Genomic DNA, 21,251 nt, shown 5'->3' on the forward strand with positions numbered 1-21,251 from the left:
ATCAGAACGAAACACTGGAAGACGCGCCAAAAAAACAAAAAGCGTCTTCCAGCCCTCAGGAGGGAGCTACGTTATGACGACACCTATTCTGGAGATAGAGAACCTCTATATCTCTTTCTTTGTTCGCGCGGGTGAAATCCCGGCGGTCATGGATTTTTCCTGCAAGGTCATGCCCGGAGAGGCAATGGGCCTTGTCGGGGAATCCGGTTGCGGAAAATCCACTGTTGCGCTGGGTATCATGCGCGACATGGGCAACCGCGGTAAAATCGTGGGCGGCAAGATCCGCTTCAAGGGCAAGGACATGGGCGAAATGTCCAACGAGGAACTGCGCGACATTCGCGGTTCCAAGATTGCCATGATCTATCAGGAACCCATGGCCAGTCTGAACCCGGCCATGAAAATCGGCAAACAGCTGATGGAAGTTCCGCTGATCCATGAAAAGGGGGTAACAGAGAAGGAGGCCTACGACCGCGCCATCGAGATGGTTGAGGCCGTCAAGCTTCCCGATCCGGCCCGGATCATGAATTCCTACCCTCACCAGCTGTCCGGCGGTCAGCAGCAGCGTATCGTGATTGCCATGGCCCTGCTGTCAAAACCGGATCTGTTGCTGCTGGACGAGCCGACAACAGCGCTGGATGTTACAGTCGAGGCCGGGATCGTGGAACTGGTCAAGGATCTGGGCAAACGCTTCGGGACCTCCCTGCTCTTCATTTCACACAACCTCGGCCTGATCATGGAAACCTGTGATCGCGTCACAATCATGTATTCCGGTGAAGCTGTGGAGACAGGCACGGTCAAGGAAGTCTTTGACAAGATGCAGCACCCTTACACCCAGGGTCTGTTCCGTTCCATTCCTCTGCCCGGCGCAGACAAGAACGAGAAACCCCTGATTGCCATTCCCGGCCAGCTTCCCCTGCCAACCCAGCGCCCCAGAGGCTGCAACTTCGGTCCGCGCTGTCAGCACTTCGATGAAGCCATCTGTGATTTCGGCACCATTGAAATGCAACAGGTACCGGATGCGCCCGGCCACCTGACACGCTGCCTGCGTTTCAAGGATGTCGACTGGACTGCCCTGCCGACAAACCTGAAGAAGCACGAGGTTGTTGAACCGGGGCGTGAAATCCTGGTTGTCGATGATCTCAAGAAATACTACCACGTTGCCGCCAACGCGGTCTTTGGCGGCAAGAAATCCGTCACCGTCAAGGCAAACGAGAGTATTTCCTTCACAGCCAGAGAGTCAGAAACAACGGCAATTGTGGGAGAATCCGGTTGCGGCAAGTCGACTCTTGCGAAGGTTCTTCTGGGGCTGGAAACAGCAACGGAAGGTCGCGCCACACTCGACGGGATCGACATTCAGGGCGTGGAGGTCGACAACCGTACTCCTGAAACCGTTGCCTCCTTGCAGATGGTCTTCCAGAACCCGTTTGATACCCTGAACCCGAGCCACTCGATCGGGTCGCAGATCGTCCGGACACTGGAAAAATTCAACATCGGCAAGAACCAGGAAGAACGGGAACAGCGCATGCTGGAACTGCTTGATCTGGTCAAGCTGCCACGCGAGTTTGCCAGACGGAAACCGCGCCAGCTGTCCGGTGGTCAGAAACAGCGTATCGGTGTCGCCCGCTGCTTTGCAGGCCACCCGAAAGTTGTTGTGGCAGATGAACCCGTCTCTGCTCTGGATGTGTCGGTTCAGGCCGCAGTGACAGAGCTTCTGATGGACATCCAGCGTGAGGCGAAGACGACAATGCTCTTCATTTCCCACGACCTGTCCGTTGTCCGCTATATCGCGGACCGGGTTGTGGTGATGTATCTGGGGCATATCGTGGAACAGGGAACCACAGACCAGATCTATGCTCCTCCCTACCATCCCTACACAGAAGCGCTGCTTTCCGCCATTCCGATTGCCGATACCTCTGTGGAAAAACAGCACATCGTTCTGGATGGCGACATCCCCTCGGCGATGCGCCCACCCAAAGGCTGCCCGTTCCACACGCGCTGCCGCTGGGCCAAGGAAGTCCCGGACAATCTCTGTGCCAAAGAGGTTCCATCCGTCAAGGAATGGGCCGACGGCCACCAGGTCAAGTGTCACCTCAGCGAGGAGCAGTTCTCCCGCATGACACCGGTGATTTCCTTCCACAAGGACGAAGACGAAAACGCGGCCTGAGCCCGGACTTCTGTCTCCATAAAAAAAGCGCGCTCCATACCGGGCGCGCTTTTTCTTTTGTCCGGGCAGCTTCAGTTTTCAACTTCTGAAAGCACCTGGTCCAGAACAGCAAGGATCATGTCCACGTCTTCGGCTTCAATCGTCAGCGGCGGACGGATTTTCAGGATGTTGTCCTTTGGTCCCTCGCTCCCGATCAGAATCCGGTAATCGCGCATGCGGTTCTTCACATACTGGCAAATCACCGTGCTTTGGGAACCATCACCCTCAATCAGTTCAAGGCCAAGGAACAGTCCGATTCCCCGCACGTCACCGACACAGGCATACTTCTGTTCCAGTTCAAGCAGGCCATCCTTCAGACGACGCCCCATAAGGCGCGCGTTTTCCTGAAGGCCTTCCTCGTCAACAATGTCCAGAACCTCCTTGCCAATCCGGCAGGAAAGGGTCGAACCACCAAAGGTCGAGAAAAATTCAGGTCCCTGTGCAAAGCTGTCAGCAATGGCCCGTGTGGTCACAAGAATACCCAGCGGATGACCGTTTCCGGCAGGTTTCCCCAGCACGACAATATCCGGCAACACCTCCTGTTGCTCAAAACCGAAATAATAGTCGCCAAGCCGCCCCAGACCGGTCTGCACTTCATCAGCAATGCAAAGACCTCCGGCTGCCCTGATCTTGCTGTAAACAGCCTTCAAATAGCCCTCGGGCGGAATAATCTGTCCGCCAACAGACGGAAAGGTTTCGGCAATAAAGCCCGCGAGCCCGTGACCGCTCTGTTGGAGTTTCCCGATGGCAGGATCGACCAGATCAGCAAACTTCCGTGCACGGTCAGGGTCATTCCGGCGAAACGATCCGCGATAGTCATCGGCGACCTCGACCAGCTCAACCCAGTCAGATGGTCCGACACCCCCTGCAGCATTAAACTTGTAGGCCGAGATATCAATCGCTCCGGTCGTGTTGCCGTGATAGCCGTGATCAGGGGTCACCATACCCTTACACCCCGTAGAGGCCCGCACCAGCCTCAGGGCCAGCTCATTGGCCTCTGTTCCGGAGTTCACAAGAAAACAGACATCCAGATGATCCGGCATCTTGCTCAGGATCTTCCGGGCATAGGCTGTCTGGGCCGGATGCAGATAACGGGTGTTGGTGTTAACCCGCTTCAGCTGGTCAGCAGCAACAGCCTGAATACGCGGATGCGCGTGCCCGACATGGGGAACATTGTTGTAGGCATCCAGATAGGGACGCCCCCACTCATCAAACATGTGATGCTTCCAGCCCCGCACCAGCATGACCGGGCTGCTGTAGGTCAGTCGCAGATTGTCGCTGAAGCGTGCCTGGCGCTCCTGCTGCAGTTCATCCCTGTCTGTTGGCTGATAACAGACATCAGCATCAGCCAGATTGAGCAGCGCAGCCGGATTTGGACAGACCGCTGACCAGAGGTACATCTCGTCAGGATCACCGACACCCGGCCAGTCGGCCTCGATCCCCTCGGTGGTCAGGGCCAGTTGGAAGTGAACATGCGGAGCCCAGCCACCGTTAACGTCCGGCCCGCCCAGACGACAGAAGCTTTCACCCTTTTCGATTCTGTCTCCCCTGCCCAGACGATCACAGCATTCCGGATCCAAATGCCCGTAGAGCGTATAGAAACTGTCTCCGGCCTCTGTTTCATGACGCAGAATGATCACGCCGCCATAATCAAGATGCTGCGCCCTGTTTTCAACAACGAACACCTCACCGGCGAGCGGTGCATGAAGCGGCGTTTCAGCCGGTGCAAACACATCCACGGCCAGATGAACAGTCCGGCGGTCGCTGGCTTTCCAGGGCCCCTTGCGAAAGGCGTCTTCTGTATAGATCAGGCGCGGTTCATGGTAATAACCCAGCCACCATCCCTCTTCATCGCCATACTCCTGCCCCAGACGCGCAGCTTCCTGCAAGGGCATGTGGAAGGGGTTTTGGGGAAACGTGCTCTCCTCGACAGACAGGGACCCGGCAGGAACATGGTCCAGCGCCTTGCCCATGAGGGGCGCAAAGTTGCCGCGTTCTTCATCCAGCCACGCCAGAACACGATCAGCCCCCTCCACCACAGGCAGGTCACAAACAGCCCGCAACCGCGCAGTAATCAGGCCGGCATGCATTCCCTCGCGCTCGAGAAAACGCCAGGCCGGAGCCTGGGAGATGGTCACATAGGGATCATCAGGATTCTCCTGCGCCATCATGGTCGAGTTCACCACACTGACAGCCAGCCGCATCCGCAGCAGGGGCCAGAGCAGATCCAGCTCTTCCACGCTCAGGGGATGAACCTCGTCATAGCCTGCAACAAGCATCGCCAGCGCAGTCTCCGGGGCCGGATGATCCAGAACTATATAGGCCGCGGCAATCGCCAGATCACAAATGCGCGGAGCCGCACACATGTCACCAAGGTCAATCAGACCGGTCACCGTCAGCGTCTTGCCCGGGCCTCCATCAACCATGATGTTATAGTCATTGGCATCATTGTGAATGGCCTGTTCGGGCAGCGCTTCAAGGGCAGGCTGAAGAGCCGTGAACTCAGTTACAATTTCCTCCAGCAGCTGCCTGCGCTCCGGATCGGTCACAACATCCAGCTGATCCCTGATCCAGCCTGCCTGCATGAGGTCCCATTTGAACTCTCTTTGCAGTCCGGGATGCTCGAAGCTCTCAAGAGCCTGCGTTGTTCCCGCCAGAACCTGACCAATCCTGTGGATCAGTTCATCCGATTTCGGCTTGAAGTCCGCATAGCAGCGACCGGGACACCACTCCAGCAACCAGACCAGTCTGATCCGGCCCTCCTCATCGGGAATGGAAAGCATGGCCTCACCCGACAGGGATCTGATAACGGAAGGGCTTGGAAGCTCCGGGTCCGTCTGCTGAATATGTTCCAGTGCCCTGACCTGCATATCAACGAGACCAGCCTCACAACCGGCACGCATGACCTTCAGCACATAGCGTTGTCCGTCCCCGGCCCGAACCAGAAAATTAAGATCGTATTCACCATCCAGCCCTGTCAGTTCAGCAGTGATACCCCACTGCTGTTCCAGCGCCGTTGCCCAGAACAATGTCATGTTTTTCACCCTGTTGCGTCGCCCCTTTACGCACAGCAGGACGATCTGTTTTCATTCGTTACAACGAATAGAACAAAAGCGTCGGCAAGCCAAGAGGATCAGCGCTCATAGGCTTTGGATCGCATAATAAATCCAATCCCCAGCAGAATTACAACAGTGCCCAGAATGATGCGTGATGTCAGCGGCTCGTCAAAGAGAACCGATCCCATCAGAAGCGGGATCACAGGAATAATCAGGGTAAAGGGCAACACCAGAGAAACGGGCTGGCGCCGCAAAAGCCAGGCATAGGCCCCGTGTCCCAGAATGCTGCCGCCAATTGCCGTGAAAACAACACCTCCCCATGCAGAGAGGGAAACGGTTTGCACCGTCTCAAGCAGGGACGGCTCAAAAAGCAGGGTGATGATCAGGGACATCACACCCCCCATTACCGACGTCCAGCAGATGATGGTCAGGGGAGGAATGGCATCGCGCACTCTGAGCATCACTGTGTAGGACGCCAGAAAAAAGGCAGAAAAAAGCGTCACAACAATGGCCGTTACAGAATCAAAGAAAACAGGCTCATAGAAAATGACCACAACGCCCAGAAAGGAAACCACCAGTCCGATGATGCGCCGTTTTCCGGGCACTTCCCTGAAGAACGCAAACGCCAGAATAATTGCAAAGGCGGGCGTCATCTGCATGATCACAGCCACCATTCCGGTCGACGGCGAATGCTGAATGGCCCAGAACATCGTTGCAAAGTGTCCCAGAACCAGCAGTACAGTCAGCATGAGCAGGGTCAGAAACTGGCCTTTGGGAAAGGGACAAAAAGGCAGCAGGAAAAGAGCCGCGAGACCAAAGCGGAAAAACAGCGAGGCCCAGACAGGAAACTCCAGCACACCGAACTTGACAGCAATGAAGTTCATTCCCCACAGCACAATGACCATAACAAGAGCAGAAAAATCCCGTAAGGGCATGGGAAGTGCGAGGACATTCATTGGACAGGGTGCCTGTTTTTTTATGGGAACAGCCTTCCTTGCTACAGCCAAACCAGAGGCATGACCACCAGAAACTGTTTCGAGTCCTTCCGAAAAGTACAGACATTGAAAAAAAGTCCCCCGTTTCCTGCAGGCCCTTCTTGATCCATATCAACAGCCACAGCCTTGAAAGCCTGACAAACACAGGGAATTATCCATTTGGCGACATCAATTTGGCTAATGTCGACAGCAATACATTTAACGTCTAACAGCCCTGCTTTTTTTGCACTACTCGACTGTGGAAAAGAGGATTACATCAGACTCAACAAAGGCGGCTGATAGCAGCGCCGATGGAATGTAAAACACCCTATTTCATTGAGGTCCGCCATGCTTTACGCAATCATCAAAAAAATCTCCGGTCTGTACAACGCTATCATGACTGAAAAAGAGCTTCGCTCCCTGAGCGATGGTGCTCTTTACGATCTGGGCATCGAGCGCGGTGACATCCACAAGATTGCCTTTTCCAGCTTCTGATTGACTGGACAGCAATCCACACCGGATTGAAGATACAACAAAAAACCGTCCCGACATTTCGGGGCGGTTTTTTGTTTGTCCGCAAAATGCACAGCATGTCTTGCAGGAAAAGATACACTCTTTCTCCAGTCATCCCGAAAGAACGTAACATTCCTCCCTGTCACCGGGCACTCATCCGGGCAGGATTGAGGGGGCTCAAAATCTGCTTCTCCTTGTTTCAAAACAGGAAAATCGCATACCCAAATAATCTTCATAGGTGTATTTCATATTTTGTTTACACTTAATGGTAATGATCCTTGATTTACAGATTCCAAGGAGACCTCAAATGGATATGAACGTCACAACCAATGATTATATGCGATCAATCAATGATCTGTTCCGGGAAGTCGAAGATTGTGTGTTTCTGACCCTGTTTGAAGCAACGCTTCTGAGTGCGAAGAGAATTGCACAGGACAAGCTCGACAGAGCCTTGTTCGAAGCCCTGGACTGGCCCGAACGATGGGGAGACTATCAGGATTACCTCCGCGCCTTTGTAAGATGGGCACCGGATCAGACGGACAATCCGGCCTGGAAAGATCCCAAAACCGGCTCTGCACAGGAAGTCTATGATCGCCTGTGCCACTTTTACTGGCTGATCAACCAGCCCTTTGTGCTGAACGGTAAGGAAACAACATGGCAGGAAGAGTTTCCGGCCTATTACACAAAAATTTCCAATGACTGGGGGGCTTTCCTCAACACAGAGGACTCCTGGTCCAAAGAGCAGCTGGAAAACTTCACGAACAATTCCCCGCAATACAGGGTCCAGGACTACAAAAATCCGGAAAGCTGGAAAAGCTTCAACGAATTTTTCAGCCGGGAAATCAAAGACGGACTGAGACCTGTCCACGAGCCTGACAACAATCTTGCTCCGACCTTTCCGGCAGATTGCACCTTCAGGAAAAGCTTTCCGATTTCCACGACGGGAACAATCCCCGGCATTACGATCAAGAACACGCATCGCTTTGCCACAATCCGGGAGCTGCTGCACTGTCACGACAACCATGACTATGCGGACAGGTTCAATTCAGGACTTTTTGCCCATTATTTCCTCTCGCCTTTTTCCTATCACAGGTTCCATATCCCCGTCAGTGGCAGGATTGTCGACGTGCGCAAGGTCCACGGACAGGCCTATCTGGATGTCACCCTTCAAAACGGGCAGTTTGATGCACCTGACAATGCACAGGGCGGATATGAATTTACCCAGGCCCGTGGTGTGATCACCATCGACACCAGTGGCTCCGCACACGGGGACATCGGTTACGTGACAGTCATTCCGATTGGCATGGCCCAGTGCTCTTCCGTGCACATGTATGAAAGCCTCTATCATCAGGACTGCAAAAAGGGCGATGAATTCGGATTTTTCCAGTTCGGCGGATCGGATATCATCATCCTCTTTGAGGAAAAGGCAAAGGCCGTTCTGCAGAGCACCGGTGACAAATACAATCATTATGGACAGATGATCGCCAAATGCTCCTGACATCGGCAACTGGCTTGCAAGTCCCCCGGAAGCACCCTTCCCCATCTACTCCGGGAAGAGTACGGGATTGAAGTCGCAACAAAAGCCGCTCCGGTATTCCGGAGCGGCTTTTTCTTTCAAACAGACAGATCAAGAGGTCACTGGCCTTCGCTGCAGGACAAGCAGGCCAGCCAGCACAATCAGCACCATGCCGGTAACAGAGCCCGGTGTGGGTTCAATACCAAAAAACAGAATGTCCCACACAGCGACAAAGACAAGGTAGCTGTATTCAAAGGTTGATACGACAGAGGGTGGCGCAGCCTGATAGGCACCGGCCAGCATCATGCCGATGACAACAGCAAAGCCTGCCAATAAAGCCAGAACCAGCCAGTCCGTCATATCCGGAGCTGTCCAGAGACCAAAAACATAAGGATAGGCTTCAAAGAATGCCCCTTCAGGCTGAACCCCGAAAAGCACCAGACTGACAAGCAGACCACTGAGCATCATCACGATATTCTGCGACAGGGAGATTGCAGCAAGGGGAATGCCCTGACACCTGACCCTTGTTGTAATGTGGGCCAGAGCATAAAAAGCCGCACCGACAACCGGAAGCAGTGCCCAGGACGAAAAGGCATCGGTACCGGGGCGCAGCAGGATCACAATCCCGGCAAAGCCCAGACAGACCCCAAGCCATCCCCTGATGCCAACAGCTTCCCTGATCACACAGGCAGAAAGCAGCGTAACAAAAAGCGGCGCAAGATAGTTGGCCGCACCAACCGTCGACAAGCTCAGGAAGGGAAGTGCAGCATAAAAGGCAAGGAAAGTGGTAGTGATAAACAGTGAGCGCAACAGCACCCATTTCCCGAAGGCTGTACGCAACAGCCCTCTGTGCCTGCCCCGAACCCTGCTGACAGCAAGCAGCAGGGGAACAGCCAGAACACCGCGCAGGACAAAGATCTGCCAAAGCGTCAGTTCATTGCTGAAAAGTTTGAACACCACATCCTGAACGGAGATGGTAAAGCCCGTTGCAACGATCAGCGAAACACCAAGCAGGAGGTTCTGTGGACGGACTTCAAGTCTTTGCCGCAAGATCAGATCACTCCCCTCACTCTTTCAGGACCTTCAAAGCAATCTCGAAAACGGCAGGAACAGCTACAGGGTTTCCAAACGCACAAAATCCATCTCAGGCACCGGTCCGGCAGCATCCCCTTCACCCTCCAGCAGCGTTACAGCCGTTACCTTTGAAAAACCCGGCCCCTTCCAGAGTCGATCCAGCATGATCTCCACCGCATTGTTCTCACCGGTAAAACAGGCTTCCACATCCCCTGAACTGCGATTGCGCACCCAGCCCGCAAGCCCGAGCTGTCCGGCCTGCTGACAGGTCCAGTGGCGAAAACCGACACCCTGCACCTTTCCCGAGATCATGACACGCCGGGTTTTCATCTTTCAGCCCTCCCTGACGACCTTGCGAATGCGTCGTGTCGCGCCTTTACCCTGTTCAGGGTAAAGCACATCAAAGGCAATCAGAATGGCGCGGCGGGCCTTGTCTTCCCATTCACCGCGGTTGTGCCACTGATCAGCAATGGTGAGTCCCGGTGATCGCTTGTCACCATGAACCAGCTTGTTGCGCAGCTTGTTCAGCCAGGCCAGTTCTTCAGGCGGAACAGACGCCAGTGCATTCTGCTCCTCCCCGGATTCCTTGATCTGTGCCTGAACAATGGCAGCGGTGATAATCACCACTGCGGAGAAGGCTCCCGCACAGAAGGCAGACTGCACATCAATCATCAGGGCACAGCTCTGTTCAGAGGGCGCCGGAGCTCCCCTCTGTGCAGAAACGTTTTCCCTTTCCTGAAACCAGAGCTGTCTTTCAGACCAGATCCGTTCACGGGGATGTTCAAGCTGCTCCATCACAATCGCCCATAAAACAAAGAGATTACGAACAACAGCATAAGCCTCTAATCTTCAAACTCAAGGATCTCCTGATCCAGCAGCAGACTTTCCCCCGGTTCGACACAGAGCTTTGAAACCGTCCCCGAACGTTCGGCACGCAGAATGTTTTCCATCTTCATGGCCTCGATCTTGGCCAGTTCATCGCCTGCTTCAACAGTCTGCCCTTCCTCTACGGCAAAGGACAACAGCAGGCCCGGCATCGGGGACAGAACCGTCTTGTCATCCACAGAGGAGTTCTGCTTTGGCAAGAGGGCCTGATACTCTGCCAGACGTTCCTCAATCACAAGAAAATCAAGATTGGCACCACCGAGACTGATCACCATACGCGGGTCACGGCGCTCAATCTGGAAGGCACAAAGCTCTCCGTCCACCAGCAGTTCAAAGGAACGCTCGTGCGGGAACCATCCCCCAACAATGGAGCGCTCAAAAGTCTCACCCTCAAAGTCGACACCAACAACGGTAAAGCCGTCTTCGGAAGCAATCAGCCCCACTGATGCAGAATGCCCGTTGGAGAAAACCCGCCATCTCTCACCAACCCGGGCCGGACGTTCTGCCACAACCGAAGAGGCAAGCGCCGCCTGCTCGGTCAGGGAATAGCGCACCAGCGCCGAAACAGCGATCAGATGCTGCATGGCCTCTTTCGACGGCACAACACCTTCAAAGCCATCCGGGAACTCCTCGGGCAGGTAATTGGTTGTCAGATGACCGGACAGAAAACGGTCCTGCCTCAGAATGCAGGAGAGGAAATCCCTGTTGCTCTGCAGGCCCCTCAAAACAGTCCGATCCAGTGCCTCGGCAAGTCCCAGTGCAGCTTCGCTTCGCGTCGGGGCATGACAGATCATCTTGGCAATCATCGGATCATAATAGATCGAAATCTCTGCGCCTTCCTCAACACCGCTGTCAATGCGCAGGGTCGCCCCCTCGACAGACAACTGCTCACTGGTCGGCACAGAGTAACTCTGAAGGCGACCAATGGAGGGCAGGAAATTGCGCAACGGGTCCTCGGCATAAAGACGAGCCTCGATGGCCCAGCCGTTCATCTGCACATCACTTTGCACAAAATCTAGAGCCTGCCCTGCCGCCACACGAATCATCCAGCCCACCAGGTCATGACCTGTGACCATCTCTGTAACAGGGTGCTCCACCTGAATGCGCGTATTCATTTCAAGGAAGTAGAAATTCTTCTTGTCATCAACAATGAATTCGACGGTTCCCGCTGTGACATAGTCCACAGCTCTGGCCAGAGCCACGGCCTGCTCCCCCATGGCACGGCGTGTCTGGGCATCCAGGAACGGAGACGGTGCTTCCTCGATCACCTTCTGGTTCCGGCGCTGAATGGAGCATTCGCGTTCCCCCAGATAGAGTGTGTTGCCGTGACTGTCTGCCAGCACCTGAATTTCAATGTGGCGGGGATTTTCAATGAACTTCTCGATAAAGACACGGTCATCACCAAAGGAGCTTTTCGCTTCACTCCGGGCCGAGGAAAAACCTTCGCGGGCTTCGTCCTCGGACCAGGCAACCCGCATTCCCTTGCCGCCGCCACCGGCAGAAGCCTTGATCATAACCGGATAGCCGATCTCTCCGGCAATTCTGAGAGCCTCTTCAACATCCTCGATGATCCCGCCCTTGCCGGGCACAGTCGAGACACCGGCCTCGGCGGCCAGTTCCTTGGAGCGGATCTTGTCACCCATGGCCTCGATGGCAGGGCTGGAAGGGCCGATGAAGGCAATGCCTTCTTTTTGCAGCGCCGCAACGAAGGCCGCATTTTCAGACAGGAAGCCAAAGCCCGGATGCACGGCATCTGCGCCCGTGTCCCTGCAGGCCTGAATGATGCGGTCCATCACCAGATAGGACTCGCTTGAAAGTGCGCCGCCAATGGGAACGGCTTCATCTGCCATGCGAACATGAAGCGCAGAGGCATCAGCTTCCGAGTAGACGGCAACGGTCTGGATACCCAGCGACTGGGCGGAACGAATGATACGGCAAGCAATCTCGCCGCGGTTTGCAATCAGGATTTTGTTGAAAAGTGCCATGGTCTCTATCCGGTCAAAAGATCATCAGGAACAACAGGGGCGGAACCTCAAAGCGGAAGGTTGCTGTGCTTCTTCCAGGGGTTCTTGATATCCTTGTTGCGCAGCATCTGCAGGGCCTTGATCACCCTGCGCCGCGTTCCATGAGGCATGATGATGTCATCAACAAAGCCCCGCGATGCAGCCACAAACGGATTGGCAAACTTCTCCTTGTATTCGTTACTGCGCTCTTCGATCTTTTCGGGATCATCCAGATCCTTGCGGAAGATAATCTCGACCGCGCCCTTGGCTCCCATGACGGCAATCTCCGCATTGGGCCAGGCATAGTTGACATCCCCGCGCAGGTGCTTCGAAGACATCACGTCATAGGCTCCTCCATAGGCCTTGCGGGTAATCACAGTGACTTTCGGCACTGTCGCCTCGGCATAGGCAAAGAGCAGTTTTGCGCCGTGACGGATGATACCGTTGTACTCCTGCCCAACACCCGGCAGGAAGCCCGGGACATCCACCAGCGTGACCAGCGGAATGTTGAAGCAGTCACAGAAACGGACAAAGCGCGCCGCCTTGGTCGAGGCATTGATGTCCAGACACCCCGCCAGAACCATGGGCTGATTGGCAATGATACCGACAGACTGGCCGCCCATACGGGCCAGCCCCGTGATGATGTTGCCGGCAAAATCCGGTTTCAGCTCGAAGAAAACCCCGTCATCGACAATCTGGTTGATGATGTCTTTCATGTCATAGGGCTTGTTCGGATTGTCCGGTACGATGATGTCCAGCGCATCAACATCGCGCTCGTAAGGATCGGAAGTCGGAAAATCCGGTGCCTTGTCCTTGTTGGAGGATGGCAAAAAGTCCATGAAACGACGCAGTTCAAGCAGGGCTTCGACATCATTCTGGAAAGCCAGGTCGGCAACACCGGATTTGGTTGTATGGGTTTTTGCCCCGCCCAGTTCATCGGCTGTGACTTCTTCGTGCGTCACAGTCTTGACCACGTCAGGCCCCGTCACAAACATGTAGGAGCTGTCCTTGACCATGAAAATCATGTCGGTCAGTGCCGGAGAGTAGACAGCACCACCGGCACAGGGACCCATAATCATGGAAATCTGGGGAACCACACCCGATGCAAGGGTGTTGCGCAGGAAGACATCCGCATAGCCGGCAAGAGAATCCACCCCCTCATGGATCCGTGCCCCGCCTGAATCGTTCAGCCCGATGACCGGTGCGCCCATCTCCATGGCGCGATCCATGATCTTGCAGATTTTCTCGGAATGGGTTTTGGAAAGAGAGCCACCAAGAACCGTGAAATCCTGGGAGAAGACAAAAACCAGTCTGCCGTTGATCAGACCGTGACCGGTGATAACACCATCACCGGGAACCTTGTTCTTCTCCATGCCGAAATCACTGCAGCGGTGTTCGACAAACATGTCCCATTCTTCAAAAGAGCCCTCATCCAGCAGAACGTCCAGCCGTTCCCGCGCTGTCAACTTGCCCTTTTCATGCTGGGCCGCGATCCGCTGTTCACCGCCCCCCTGACGCGCAGCCTGACGTTTTTGCTCCAGCTGGCGAATGATATCCTGCACACCGTTCACGCGTTTCCTCCCTGCCAACAGTCTCTGACGGACATTGGTTTTCTGAATGACATCAGAATTTTATAGCATGGGTCACTGCGCCGAACCAGCAAGAGGCTGGCCTGCGGAAAAATTGTCGCAAAAAAAGTATGGAAATGTGAAGTCACTGCAAGTTTTGCTTCACCCGCAGCAACAGGTGCATCACTTCAGAAGGTCTTCATCCAAAAGGCTGCCTCTGTCCAGGAATCGGAAAACGGCTTCGAATTCACGTTTGGTGGCCGCTATGCGGGCCTGGGCATCATCATCGCTGCCCCAGCGATCAAGCTGGAACTGGTCATGGAGCAAAACAGCTTCAACAACCTGTTCTTCGGTGATGGCCTTTCCCAGAGCCAGAAGGCCAACGACCAGTGATCCGCCCTCCTGTACCAGGGTCATCAGAGCAGAAAGCTGAAACACGGAGCAGCGCGCAATCACCCTTGCAAGGGCAAGAGCGGACTCAGCCGGCTGGTCGACTGCCAGAAGCCCTGATGTCCTCTCCAGCGGCGCCCCCATTGCAGAGGCAGAGAGATCCAGCAGGGGTTGCCAGACCCTTTCCTGCAGCTCCAGCAACTGATCGGCCGAGTGATCCCAGTAACACAGCAGATCATGACTGCCGTAATCGATCAGGGTGTCTTCTGCTGCCGGGCGATGATCAACCACCCAGTCCAGGGCTGTGCAGGCCAACGTCATGATCGGCATGGTCTGGGCGTCGATCTGATCCTTCTGGGCATCCCATTCCGCAGCCAGCTCCCGCGCCAGCGCTTCTGTTGGCAGGACCAGAGAGCGCTGGGCCGGTGTTTTCAGCACGCGTCCATCCAGCAGCACCTGCCAGCCGTCCCGGTCTTTTTCTTCCACAGCCCCGACAGAAACCTGCTTGTAGAAGCGTTTCATCGGTGTTGTCTTTTTCTCGGAAATTTCAGCCATCTCTTTGCCCAACCTTCCCCGGGATTACTCGGCAGCGATACCGGCAGCCAGTTCATTCAGCGCCGCAGGAATATCAGTGAAATTGTCAATCAGCTTGTGAGCACCTGCCTTGATCAGTTCCTCATCCTCGTGATAGCCCCAGCGCACCCCCAGACAGGATGTTCCGGCCGCACGTCCCATCGCCATGTCAAAGCTGGTGTCCCCGATCATGATAGCCTCGTGTGGCTCGACGGTGTTTTCGACCAGAGCCTGCTGAAGGATATCCGGATGCGGTTTGCTGCGACCGTGATCTGCAGTTTTCAGCGTTTCGAAGTAGTCCATCAGACCATGATGGATCAGCGAGTTTTCCAGACCGCGCATATTCTTGCCGGTTGCAATCGCCAGATTGTAGTTCTGTTCCAGCAGTCCCTTGAGGGTCTCTTCCACGCCGGGATAGAGAGGTTCATGAAAGTTATCCGGGTCCTGACGATACTTCACAAAGGCGTGGCGGTAGCTGTCCGCCACCTTGCAGGTGCGCTCCCAGTCCTTGCCGCCATCCGGCATCAGCTCCGCAATCGCATATTCCAGTGACAGTCCGACAATCGATTTCACGGCAGAAAGCGACGGTGCATCCAGATCATTGACACGGAAGGCCTCGCTCATGCCCTGATGGATCATGGCCTGACTGTCGACAATGGTGCCGTCAAAATCAAAAACAACCAGTTTGAAGGCTTGGTTCATCGTTAGTCTCTTAATGGTTTCTTGCGGAAAAAGATATCAATGGCGCGCGGCGGACAGTGCTTGAGATCGGTTGCATACTGCTCCAGAACATCAACAGCATCCTCGCCCTTGCGCTGGTCAAAGCGCAGTTGGGACAAAGCCTCGCTCATGTGCGTGGGCACAGGCGCCTGCAACCGCAGGGTCGTCCCATCATGAGGATGCGGCAGGGAAAGTTCCCTTGCATGCAGCATCAGGTCCTTCGGGAAGTCCTCATTGAAGGGATAGGCATCCCGACCGCCGTATTTGCCATCCCCCAGAATGGGAGCTTCAGAAGCAGCACAGTGAACCCGGAGCTGGTGCGTACGCCCCGTCAGCGGCATCAGAGCCACCCAGCCAACACCCTTTCGGGCCTTGCCCATTTTATAATAGAGCGAAAGCGATTCCTTGCCGTCCTCTTCATCCACGACCATTTTCTCTCCGGCCGGACTGGGGTGCTTGGCCAGCGGCAGGGAAATCCAGCCCTTGTCCTGAGACGGTGTCTGACGCACCAGTGCCCAATAGATCTTGTGTGCGGAGCGCCCTTCGAAAATCTTTGCAAGGGAACGGGCAATGGTGGCATTGCGGGCCAGCAGGAGCAGACCGGATGTATCCTTGTCCAGGCGGTGAACCAGTCGCGGGCGCTCGTCCGCGTTGTAGCGCAGGGCCTCCAGCATTCCATCAAGATGGCGTGTCTGACCGGAACCACCCTGAACCGCAAGCCCGGCAGGCTTGTTGATGGCGATAATCCATTCGTCCCTGTAAATCACCCAGTCACGAATTTCTGCTATTTCTTCTGCACTCAGCCGACTTTGAGGCTGGCGACGTTCACCACCAGCTGCACCGGACTTGCCTTCACCGGTCGGAGGAATGCGGACAGACTGTCCGGCCTCGATGCGCGTTGCCCCTTTCGCACGCTTTCCATCCAGACGAATCTGCCCCTTTCTGAGGGCCTTCTCCACCTGGATGTGACTGAGTGCCGGAACGTGTTTTTTGAACCAGCGGTCCAGACGCATGCCGTCATCGTCACGTCCCACCTGTTCAAGGCGCACACCGCCTGTCGGCTTTTCATTTTCGCCGGTCATGAAACAAATCCTCTCATCAGGGCATAGCCAGCCATAAAGGCGCCAACGGCCCCCAGCACCGACAGGGTCATATAAGCCCCTGCCAGAATATGATTGCCTTGCTGAAGCAGCAAAACCGCATCCATGGAAAAGGTCGAAAAGGTTGTAAAGGCTCCAAGGAAACCCACCGTCATCAGCGCACGCATGGCCGGGTCCACGACCATGCCGCTTCCAATCCAGGGAACCAGCATCCCCATGACAAAGGAACCGACAATGTTCACAGCAAGAGTTCCCAGCGGCATGGCGCTGTCAAAGAGCCTGCCCACCAGCACAACCGAAAGATAGCGGCTCACAGCCCCCAAGGCCCCACCCATGGCGATAAATATCAGGACTTTTACGGACATGAGCGACCTTTCTCCATCAGTCTGGCCTTTCAACTATCAAAAAGCAGCTATTCAGGCAAACTCAAAGACGCAGGACAGAAAACAGCAAAGCCCGGATCAAAACCGGGCTTTCATGATGAACAAGGTCATATTCAGATACTTTTGATCAGCAGTTGCCTTTTTTCGCCTGACCGGGAGGACAGAAATCTCCACTCTTTTCATCCCCGACAGTAACTTCGTAACCATCACCCTTGACAGTTACGTCATCAGGAACAGTCTTGCAGGCATTCAATCCCAGTACAGCAATCAAAACCATAACGGCACGCATGTCTTGTTACTCCCTCAACGCAACATTTTCCGCATTATAGCAAAAAACGAATAAATTATCCGGGAGCAATTTTGTGATATCAGGTCAAAACTCAGTCGAGCCAGGACACAACCTGCTCGCTTTCCATCAGATAGACACCCATGCGACCCAGCTCACTCAGGGCCGCATCGCTGGCATTGCACAGCGCATCGGGAACAACAACGACACGAAAATCCCGTGCAGATGCCTCGTAAACTGTTGCGCGGGTTGCTGTCGTAAAGCTGAAACCACAAAGGATCAAGGTGGTAATCCCCTGAGCTTTCAGCTCTTCTTCCAGGTTGGTTCCATGGAAGGCACCCCAGCGGGGACGATAGAAAATCTTTTCCCTGTTGCCGATCGTCTGAAACTCGCCTGCCATAAGATGTTCGGCCTCAATACGATGCGTGTCGTCTTCCGGCAGTGCTTCAGGAATGAGTTCAGCACCCATGCTGCCCGGCATGAAGACACGCAGCCCGTTTTCAACATCCCGACGACGACAGACGTCGACATTCGAGCCATCGGGGCGATAGAGACGAATGGAGTGATAGATCGGAAGTGACTTGTCACGGCAGCCATGTACAAGAAGAGACAGGGCAGGCAGAGCACGTTTCAGGCCTGAAGCCCGGATCGGTGATTTCGGGAGGGTATAATCACGCTGTGCTGAAAGAGTTATCAAAGCAGCTGAGTCTTTCAGCGGAGCTGTATATTCAGGCATTCGATCTTCCTAACTGATCACTTTCCGCAAATGCCACAAAGAAAGCACTGGGAAAGCCGAACCATTCACACCACACTTATGGTCACTGGAAAGAGGACACACTGGATTGCTTTTGCACTTCTGGTCTTGGAGCCAGATCGAACGAAAGCCCCCTCTTCAGTTTTACCATTTCCTGTTGAGGCTCTCGTGTCGTAATCCTGACCCTCAGCTAACGCGACAAAGCCCCTGTCTGACAAGACGCGACAAAACATAGCAGATGCGCATTTTTTGCAAAGCTTTTTATCTAACCGTTCAAAAATCGTCTAATATATTGAAAAACATAAGTTAAAAAACAAAACAAAACCCTTGGATGATAATCAACACAGGGTTTCGCCTTTGTTTTTTAACGAAAAAAAATGAACTCTTCCCCTGAAACAAGCGTCACTGCGCAGGATTCATGATCATGGTTTCCTGCCGACAGAGCCATTCAAAAGCGCTCCTGTTACCTGTTTCGGTTTGCCCGAAGTCGCGCCCAGTACTCCTGACGTTTTTTCAACTCTCTCTCGAAACCGCGATCCACAGGCTGGTAAAACTGCTGTCGGGGCATCTCCTCGGGGAAGTAGTCCTGGCCGGAAAAACCGTCCGGCGCATCATGGTCATAGGCATAGCCGTCACCGTAACCGAGGTCCTTCATCAGCCGCGTTGGCGCATTGAGAATATGTTTCGGCGGGGAAAGCGATCCCATTGTCTTTGCCGCAGCCACCGACTGCTTGTAGGCTTTGTAGGCCGCATTCGATTTTGGTGCCGTCCCCAGATAGATCACAGCCTGGGCCAGAGCCAGTTCGCCCTCGGGTGTTCCCAGTCTCTCAAAGGTCTGCCAGGCCTGAAGAGCCTGCGTCATCGCATTGGGATCAGCCAGACCGATATCCTCGACAGCAAAGCGCAAAAGCCTGCGGGCGATGTAGTGCGGGTCCTCCCCGGCAGACAGCATCCGCCCGAACCAGTAAAGCGCCGCATCACAATCCGACCCTCGCAACGACTTGTGCAAGGCAGACATCAGGTTGTAATGACCTTCCTGTGCCTTGTCATAGACTGGCGCACGTTTTTGCAGAACCTGCTCCAGACCGTCAGCCGGCAGGTCTTCCCCCGGCGGCAGCGTGAAAAGCTCTTCAGCCATGTTCAACAGATACCGTCCGTCGCCATCGGCCATGGCCACAACAGCAGCACGGGCATCATCCTGCAAAGGCAGGGGATAGCCCATCTCGCTCTCCGCCCGCTTCAGCAGTTCTTCCATGCCCTCGTCACTGAGGCGATTGAGTGTCAAAACCTGACAGCGCGACAGCAACGCCGCATTCAGCTCAAAGGACGGATTCTCTGTTGTCGCTCCGACAAGCACGATGGTGCCATCTTCCATATGTGGCAGGAAGCTGTCCTGCTGCGCACGATTGAAACGATGGATCTCGTCAATAAAGAGCAGTGTGCCCTGCCCCATTGCCCTGCGCTCGCGCGCCCTGTCAAAAACCTTGCGAAGATCAGCCACTCCGGAAAAGATCGCGGAAAGCTGTTCGAAATGCATATCCGTGACATCAGCCAGCAACCGGGCAATTGTCGTTTTTCCACAGCCCGGCGTCCCCCAGAGGATCATGGAGGTCAGACGCCGTGCCCGGACCATGCGCCCCAGGGGAGAGGTCTCACCAATCAGGTGATCCTGCCCGACGACCTGTTCCAGTGCAGCCGGACGAAGACGGTCAGCCAGCGGACGCAAAGCCTGATTTTCAAAAAGGCCAGCCATTGTTTCTGCTTTCCTAAAGAAGCGACCTAGCGCTTGCGGTCGAGGGTTTTAATCTTGCCATTACGCCGCACCACAACCTTCCAGCGTTGACCCGGCTGCTGGAGACCTGTTTCGATATCCGTAACCCGGCGGCTTTCAACACCGTTGACGGACAGGACAATATCTCTCGGCTTGAAACCCAACTGTGCGGCAGGAGAGCGTGATGCAACACGGGTGATCACAACACCATCCCACTGCCCGATCAGATCAAGCGTTTCAGCAAGAGCCGGTGAAAGATTGGCCAGCTCTGCTCCGGAAAGCGGCGTCCGTCCCTCGACAAACTGGCGATTGGCTGGCGGGGTTTCCGGTGCCATGCTGGAGATATAGGGAAGCGTCAGCTCCTGCCTGTTCCGCCAGATTTTGAGGTCAGTCTGCTGACCGACCGGAACCGTGGCAATACGGAACCGCAGGGACTGGAAGTCCGTGATCTCCTGATTGTTTACAGCAAGGATGACATCCCCTTCCTGCAATCCGGCAAGATCAGCCGGACCACCCGGATAGATTTTAGCCACCAGAACACCACCCGGCCTGCTCAGTCCAAATCCTTCTGCCAGATCGGATGTCAGCGTTTGACCGGTCAGACCCGGCCAGCCGCGAATAACTTCATTCCCCTCAACGGCAGAACTGACAACGGTCTGAACCATGTTGGCCGGAATGGCAAAGCCGATACCGATAGAACCACCGGATTTGGAGAAAATGGCTGTGTTGATTCCCAGCAGCTTCCCGTCCATCGTCACCAGCGCACCACCGGAGTTACCGGGGTTGATTGCGGCATCTGTCTGGATAAAGAACTGGTAGTCAGCCACTCCGACACGGGTTCGGGCCAGTGCAGACACAATACCGCTGGTCACGGTTTGTCCGACACCGAAGGGATTTCCGATCGCCAGAACCAGATCCCCGACCTCGATGGAATCGCTGTCCTGAAACTCCAGAACAGGCAGGGTCTCATTGCCGGGATCAATCTGCAGGATCGCCAGATCGGTCGCTTCATCACTGATGACGAGCTGTGCATCAAACTCGCGGCGATCAGACAGGACCACCTTGATCTCGGTCGCTCCCTTGATCACGTGATGGTTGGTCACAATCAGACCGTCTTCCGTTGCGATCACACCAGAGCCCAGAGAATTGCTCTTCCTTTTGCGCGCCGGTGCATTCTGGCCAAAGAATCGCTTGAAAAAGGGATCATTGAAAAGCCCGGGCAAACGCGCCTGTTTCTGCGTGACTTCCTGCTTGGTGAAGATGTTCACAACAGCCGGCGCAGTCTTTTTCACCACCTCGGAATAGGACAGCAGAACCTGTTGCTGGGAAACCGGAACAGTCCGTGTTGTCTGATTGTCCTGCGCCACAACCAGAGACGGCAGGGCCGCAAGAGCGATTGCAAAGCCTCCGGCCAGCGCAGCAGATCTCAGACTTCCTGTTCTATTCATCAAACGCATCACCCCTGGGTCCCCTTTAAACAAT

At 54.8% G+C, this 21,251-nt stretch carries 18 protein-coding genes; 3 read left to right on the forward strand and 15 right to left on the reverse strand.

Going from position 1 to position 21,251, the window contains the following annotated elements:
• The first annotated feature begins 73 nt into the window (after positions 1-73).
• Positions 74-2,164, forward strand: coding sequence for a dipeptide ABC transporter ATP-binding protein (locus AAAH10_RS10375; protein WP_343563213.1), 2,091 nt, complete (start codon positions 74-76; stop codon positions 2,162-2,164).
• A 71-nt stretch (positions 2,165-2,235) separates the two neighbouring features.
• On the opposite strand, the gene AAAH10_RS10380 is transcribed toward AAAH10_RS10375, so the two are convergent.
• Entirely contained in the window at positions 2,236-5,238 is a 3,003-nt protein-coding gene (locus AAAH10_RS10380) for an aminotransferase class III-fold pyridoxal phosphate-dependent enzyme (RefSeq protein WP_343563214.1), read from the reverse strand.
• Between the two features lie 98 nt (positions 5,239-5,336).
• A complete protein-coding gene (locus AAAH10_RS10385; RefSeq protein WP_343563216.1) occupies positions 5,337-6,215 on the reverse strand; it encodes a DMT family transporter in 879 nt (292 codons plus the stop codon).
• 366 nt (positions 6,216-6,581) lie between these two features.
• On the opposite strand from AAAH10_RS10385, the gene AAAH10_RS10390 reads away from it, so the two are divergent.
• Both AAAH10_RS10390 and AAAH10_RS10395 read left to right on the forward strand, forming a co-directional pair.
• The gene (locus tag AAAH10_RS10390) at positions 6,582-6,728 is read left to right on the forward strand and encodes a DUF1127 domain-containing protein (RefSeq protein WP_343563218.1); all 147 of its coding nucleotides are present in this window, start codon (positions 6,582-6,584) and stop codon (positions 6,726-6,728) included.
• Between the two features lie 325 nt (positions 6,729-7,053).
• A complete protein-coding gene (locus tag AAAH10_RS10395; RefSeq protein WP_343563220.1) occupies positions 7,054-8,244 on the forward strand; it encodes a phosphatidylserine decarboxylase in 1,191 nt (396 codons plus the stop codon).
• Between the two features lie 129 nt (positions 8,245-8,373).
• On the opposite strand, the gene AAAH10_RS10400 is transcribed toward AAAH10_RS10395, so the two are convergent.
• From AAAH10_RS10400 to AAAH10_RS10460, 13 genes are all read right to left on the reverse strand, one after another.
• Positions 8,374-9,312, reverse strand: coding sequence for a DMT family transporter (locus tag AAAH10_RS10400; RefSeq protein ID WP_343563222.1), 939 nt, complete (start codon positions 9,310-9,312; stop codon positions 8,374-8,376).
• 63 nt (positions 9,313-9,375) lie between these two features.
• Entirely contained in the window at positions 9,376-9,666 is a 291-nt protein-coding gene (locus AAAH10_RS10405) for an acylphosphatase (protein WP_343563224.1), read from the reverse strand.
• A 3-nt stretch (positions 9,667-9,669) separates the two neighbouring features.
• Positions 9,670-10,131: a hypothetical protein gene (locus tag AAAH10_RS10410; protein WP_343563226.1), complete on the reverse strand. Its 462-nt coding sequence runs from the start codon at positions 10,129-10,131 to the stop codon at positions 9,670-9,672.
• A gap of 47 nt (positions 10,132-10,178) precedes the next feature.
• A complete protein-coding gene (locus AAAH10_RS10415) occupies positions 10,179-12,206 on the reverse strand; it encodes an acetyl-CoA carboxylase biotin carboxylase subunit (protein ID WP_343563228.1) in 2,028 nt (675 codons plus the stop codon).
• Positions 12,207-12,253: 47 nt separating this feature from the next.
• Complete coding sequence (locus tag AAAH10_RS10420) at positions 12,254-13,786, reverse strand: acyl-CoA carboxylase subunit beta (protein WP_343563306.1); 1,533 nt, start codon at positions 13,784-13,786, stop codon at positions 12,254-12,256.
• A 189-nt stretch (positions 13,787-13,975) separates the two neighbouring features.
• Positions 13,976-14,737: an ATP12 family protein gene (locus AAAH10_RS10425; RefSeq protein ID WP_343563229.1), complete on the reverse strand. Its 762-nt coding sequence runs from the start codon at positions 14,735-14,737 to the stop codon at positions 13,976-13,978.
• Between the two features lie 24 nt (positions 14,738-14,761).
• Positions 14,762-15,457 carry an HAD-IA family hydrolase gene (locus tag AAAH10_RS10430; protein WP_343563230.1) on the reverse strand — a complete coding sequence of 232 codons (696 nt, stop codon included), beginning with the start codon at positions 15,455-15,457 and terminating at the stop codon, positions 14,762-14,764.
• Positions 15,458-15,459: 2 nt separating this feature from the next.
• Positions 15,460-16,557, reverse strand: coding sequence for an RluA family pseudouridine synthase (locus AAAH10_RS10435; protein ID WP_343563232.1), 1,098 nt, complete (start codon positions 16,555-16,557; stop codon positions 15,460-15,462).
• Positions 16,554-16,940: a fluoride efflux transporter CrcB gene (gene crcB, locus AAAH10_RS10440; protein ID WP_343563234.1), complete on the reverse strand. Its 387-nt coding sequence runs from the start codon at positions 16,938-16,940 to the stop codon at positions 16,554-16,556. Before crcB ends, AAAH10_RS10435 begins: the two co-directional genes overlap by 4 nt.
• Before the next feature lie 145 nt (positions 16,941-17,085).
• Entirely contained in the window at positions 17,086-17,247 is a 162-nt protein-coding gene (locus AAAH10_RS10445) for a hypothetical protein (protein ID WP_343563236.1), read from the reverse strand.
• A 91-nt stretch (positions 17,248-17,338) separates the two neighbouring features.
• Complete coding sequence (locus AAAH10_RS10450) at positions 17,339-17,980, reverse strand: cysteine hydrolase family protein (RefSeq protein ID WP_343563238.1); 642 nt, start codon at positions 17,978-17,980, stop codon at positions 17,339-17,341.
• Positions 17,981-18,461: 481 nt separating this feature from the next.
• A complete protein-coding gene (locus AAAH10_RS10455) occupies positions 18,462-19,751 on the reverse strand; it encodes a replication-associated recombination protein A (RefSeq protein ID WP_343563240.1) in 1,290 nt (429 codons plus the stop codon).
• 26 nt (positions 19,752-19,777) lie between these two features.
• The gene (locus tag AAAH10_RS10460; RefSeq protein WP_343563242.1) at positions 19,778-21,217 is read right to left on the reverse strand and encodes a DegQ family serine endoprotease; all 1,440 of its coding nucleotides are present in this window, start codon (positions 21,215-21,217) and stop codon (positions 19,778-19,780) included.
• Positions 21,218-21,251: the final 34 nt, after the last annotated feature.

Source organism: Carbonatibacter coralli (assembly GCF_039592655.1).
Lineage (GTDB): Bacteria > Pseudomonadota > Alphaproteobacteria > Kiloniellales > Kiloniellaceae > Carbonatibacter > Carbonatibacter coralli.

Excerpts from the sequence above, each read along its gene's own strand:
- AAAH10_RS10415 (WP_343563228.1), bottom strand. The coding sequence starts at position 12,206 with ATGGCACTTTTCAACAAAATCCTGATTGCAAACCGCGGCGAGATTGCT.
- AAAH10_RS10375 (WP_343563213.1), top strand. The coding sequence starts at position 74 with ATGACGACACCTATTCTGGAGATAGAGAACCTCTATATCTCTTTCTTT.
- AAAH10_RS10410 (WP_343563226.1), bottom strand. The coding sequence starts at position 10,131 with ATGGAGCAGCTTGAACATCCCCGTGAACGGATCTGGTCTGAAAGACAG.
- AAAH10_RS10425 (WP_343563229.1), bottom strand. The coding sequence starts at position 14,737 with ATGGCTGAAATTTCCGAGAAAAAGACAACACCGATGAAACGCTTCTAC.
- AAAH10_RS10455 (WP_343563240.1), bottom strand. The coding sequence starts at position 19,751 with ATGGCTGGCCTTTTTGAAAATCAGGCTTTGCGTCCGCTGGCTGACCGT.
- AAAH10_RS10435 (WP_343563232.1), bottom strand. The coding sequence starts at position 16,557 with ATGACCGGCGAAAATGAAAAGCCGACAGGCGGTGTGCGCCTTGAACAG.
- AAAH10_RS10385 (WP_343563216.1), bottom strand. The coding sequence starts at position 6,215 with ATGAATGTCCTCGCACTTCCCATGCCCTTACGGGATTTTTCTGCTCTT.
- AAAH10_RS10390 (WP_343563218.1), top strand. The coding sequence starts at position 6,582 with ATGCTTTACGCAATCATCAAAAAAATCTCCGGTCTGTACAACGCTATC.
- AAAH10_RS10460 (WP_343563242.1), bottom strand. The coding sequence starts at position 21,217 with ATGAATAGAACAGGAAGTCTGAGATCTGCTGCGCTGGCCGGAGGCTTT.
- AAAH10_RS10445 (WP_343563236.1), bottom strand. The coding sequence starts at position 17,247 with ATGCGTGCCGTTATGGTTTTGATTGCTGTACTGGGATTGAATGCCTGC.
- AAAH10_RS10405 (WP_343563224.1), bottom strand. The coding sequence starts at position 9,666 with ATGAAAACCCGGCGTGTCATGATCTCGGGAAAGGTGCAGGGTGTCGGT.
- AAAH10_RS10450 (WP_343563238.1), bottom strand. The coding sequence starts at position 17,980 with ATGCCTGAATATACAGCTCCGCTGAAAGACTCAGCTGCTTTGATAACT.
- AAAH10_RS10395 (WP_343563220.1), top strand. The coding sequence starts at position 7,054 with ATGGATATGAACGTCACAACCAATGATTATATGCGATCAATCAATGAT.
- crcB (WP_343563234.1), bottom strand. The coding sequence starts at position 16,940 with ATGTCCGTAAAAGTCCTGATATTTATCGCCATGGGTGGGGCCTTGGGG.
- AAAH10_RS10430 (WP_343563230.1), bottom strand. The coding sequence starts at position 15,457 with ATGAACCAAGCCTTCAAACTGGTTGTTTTTGATTTTGACGGCACCATT.
- AAAH10_RS10380 (WP_343563214.1), bottom strand. The coding sequence starts at position 5,238 with ATGACATTGTTCTGGGCAACGGCGCTGGAACAGCAGTGGGGTATCACT.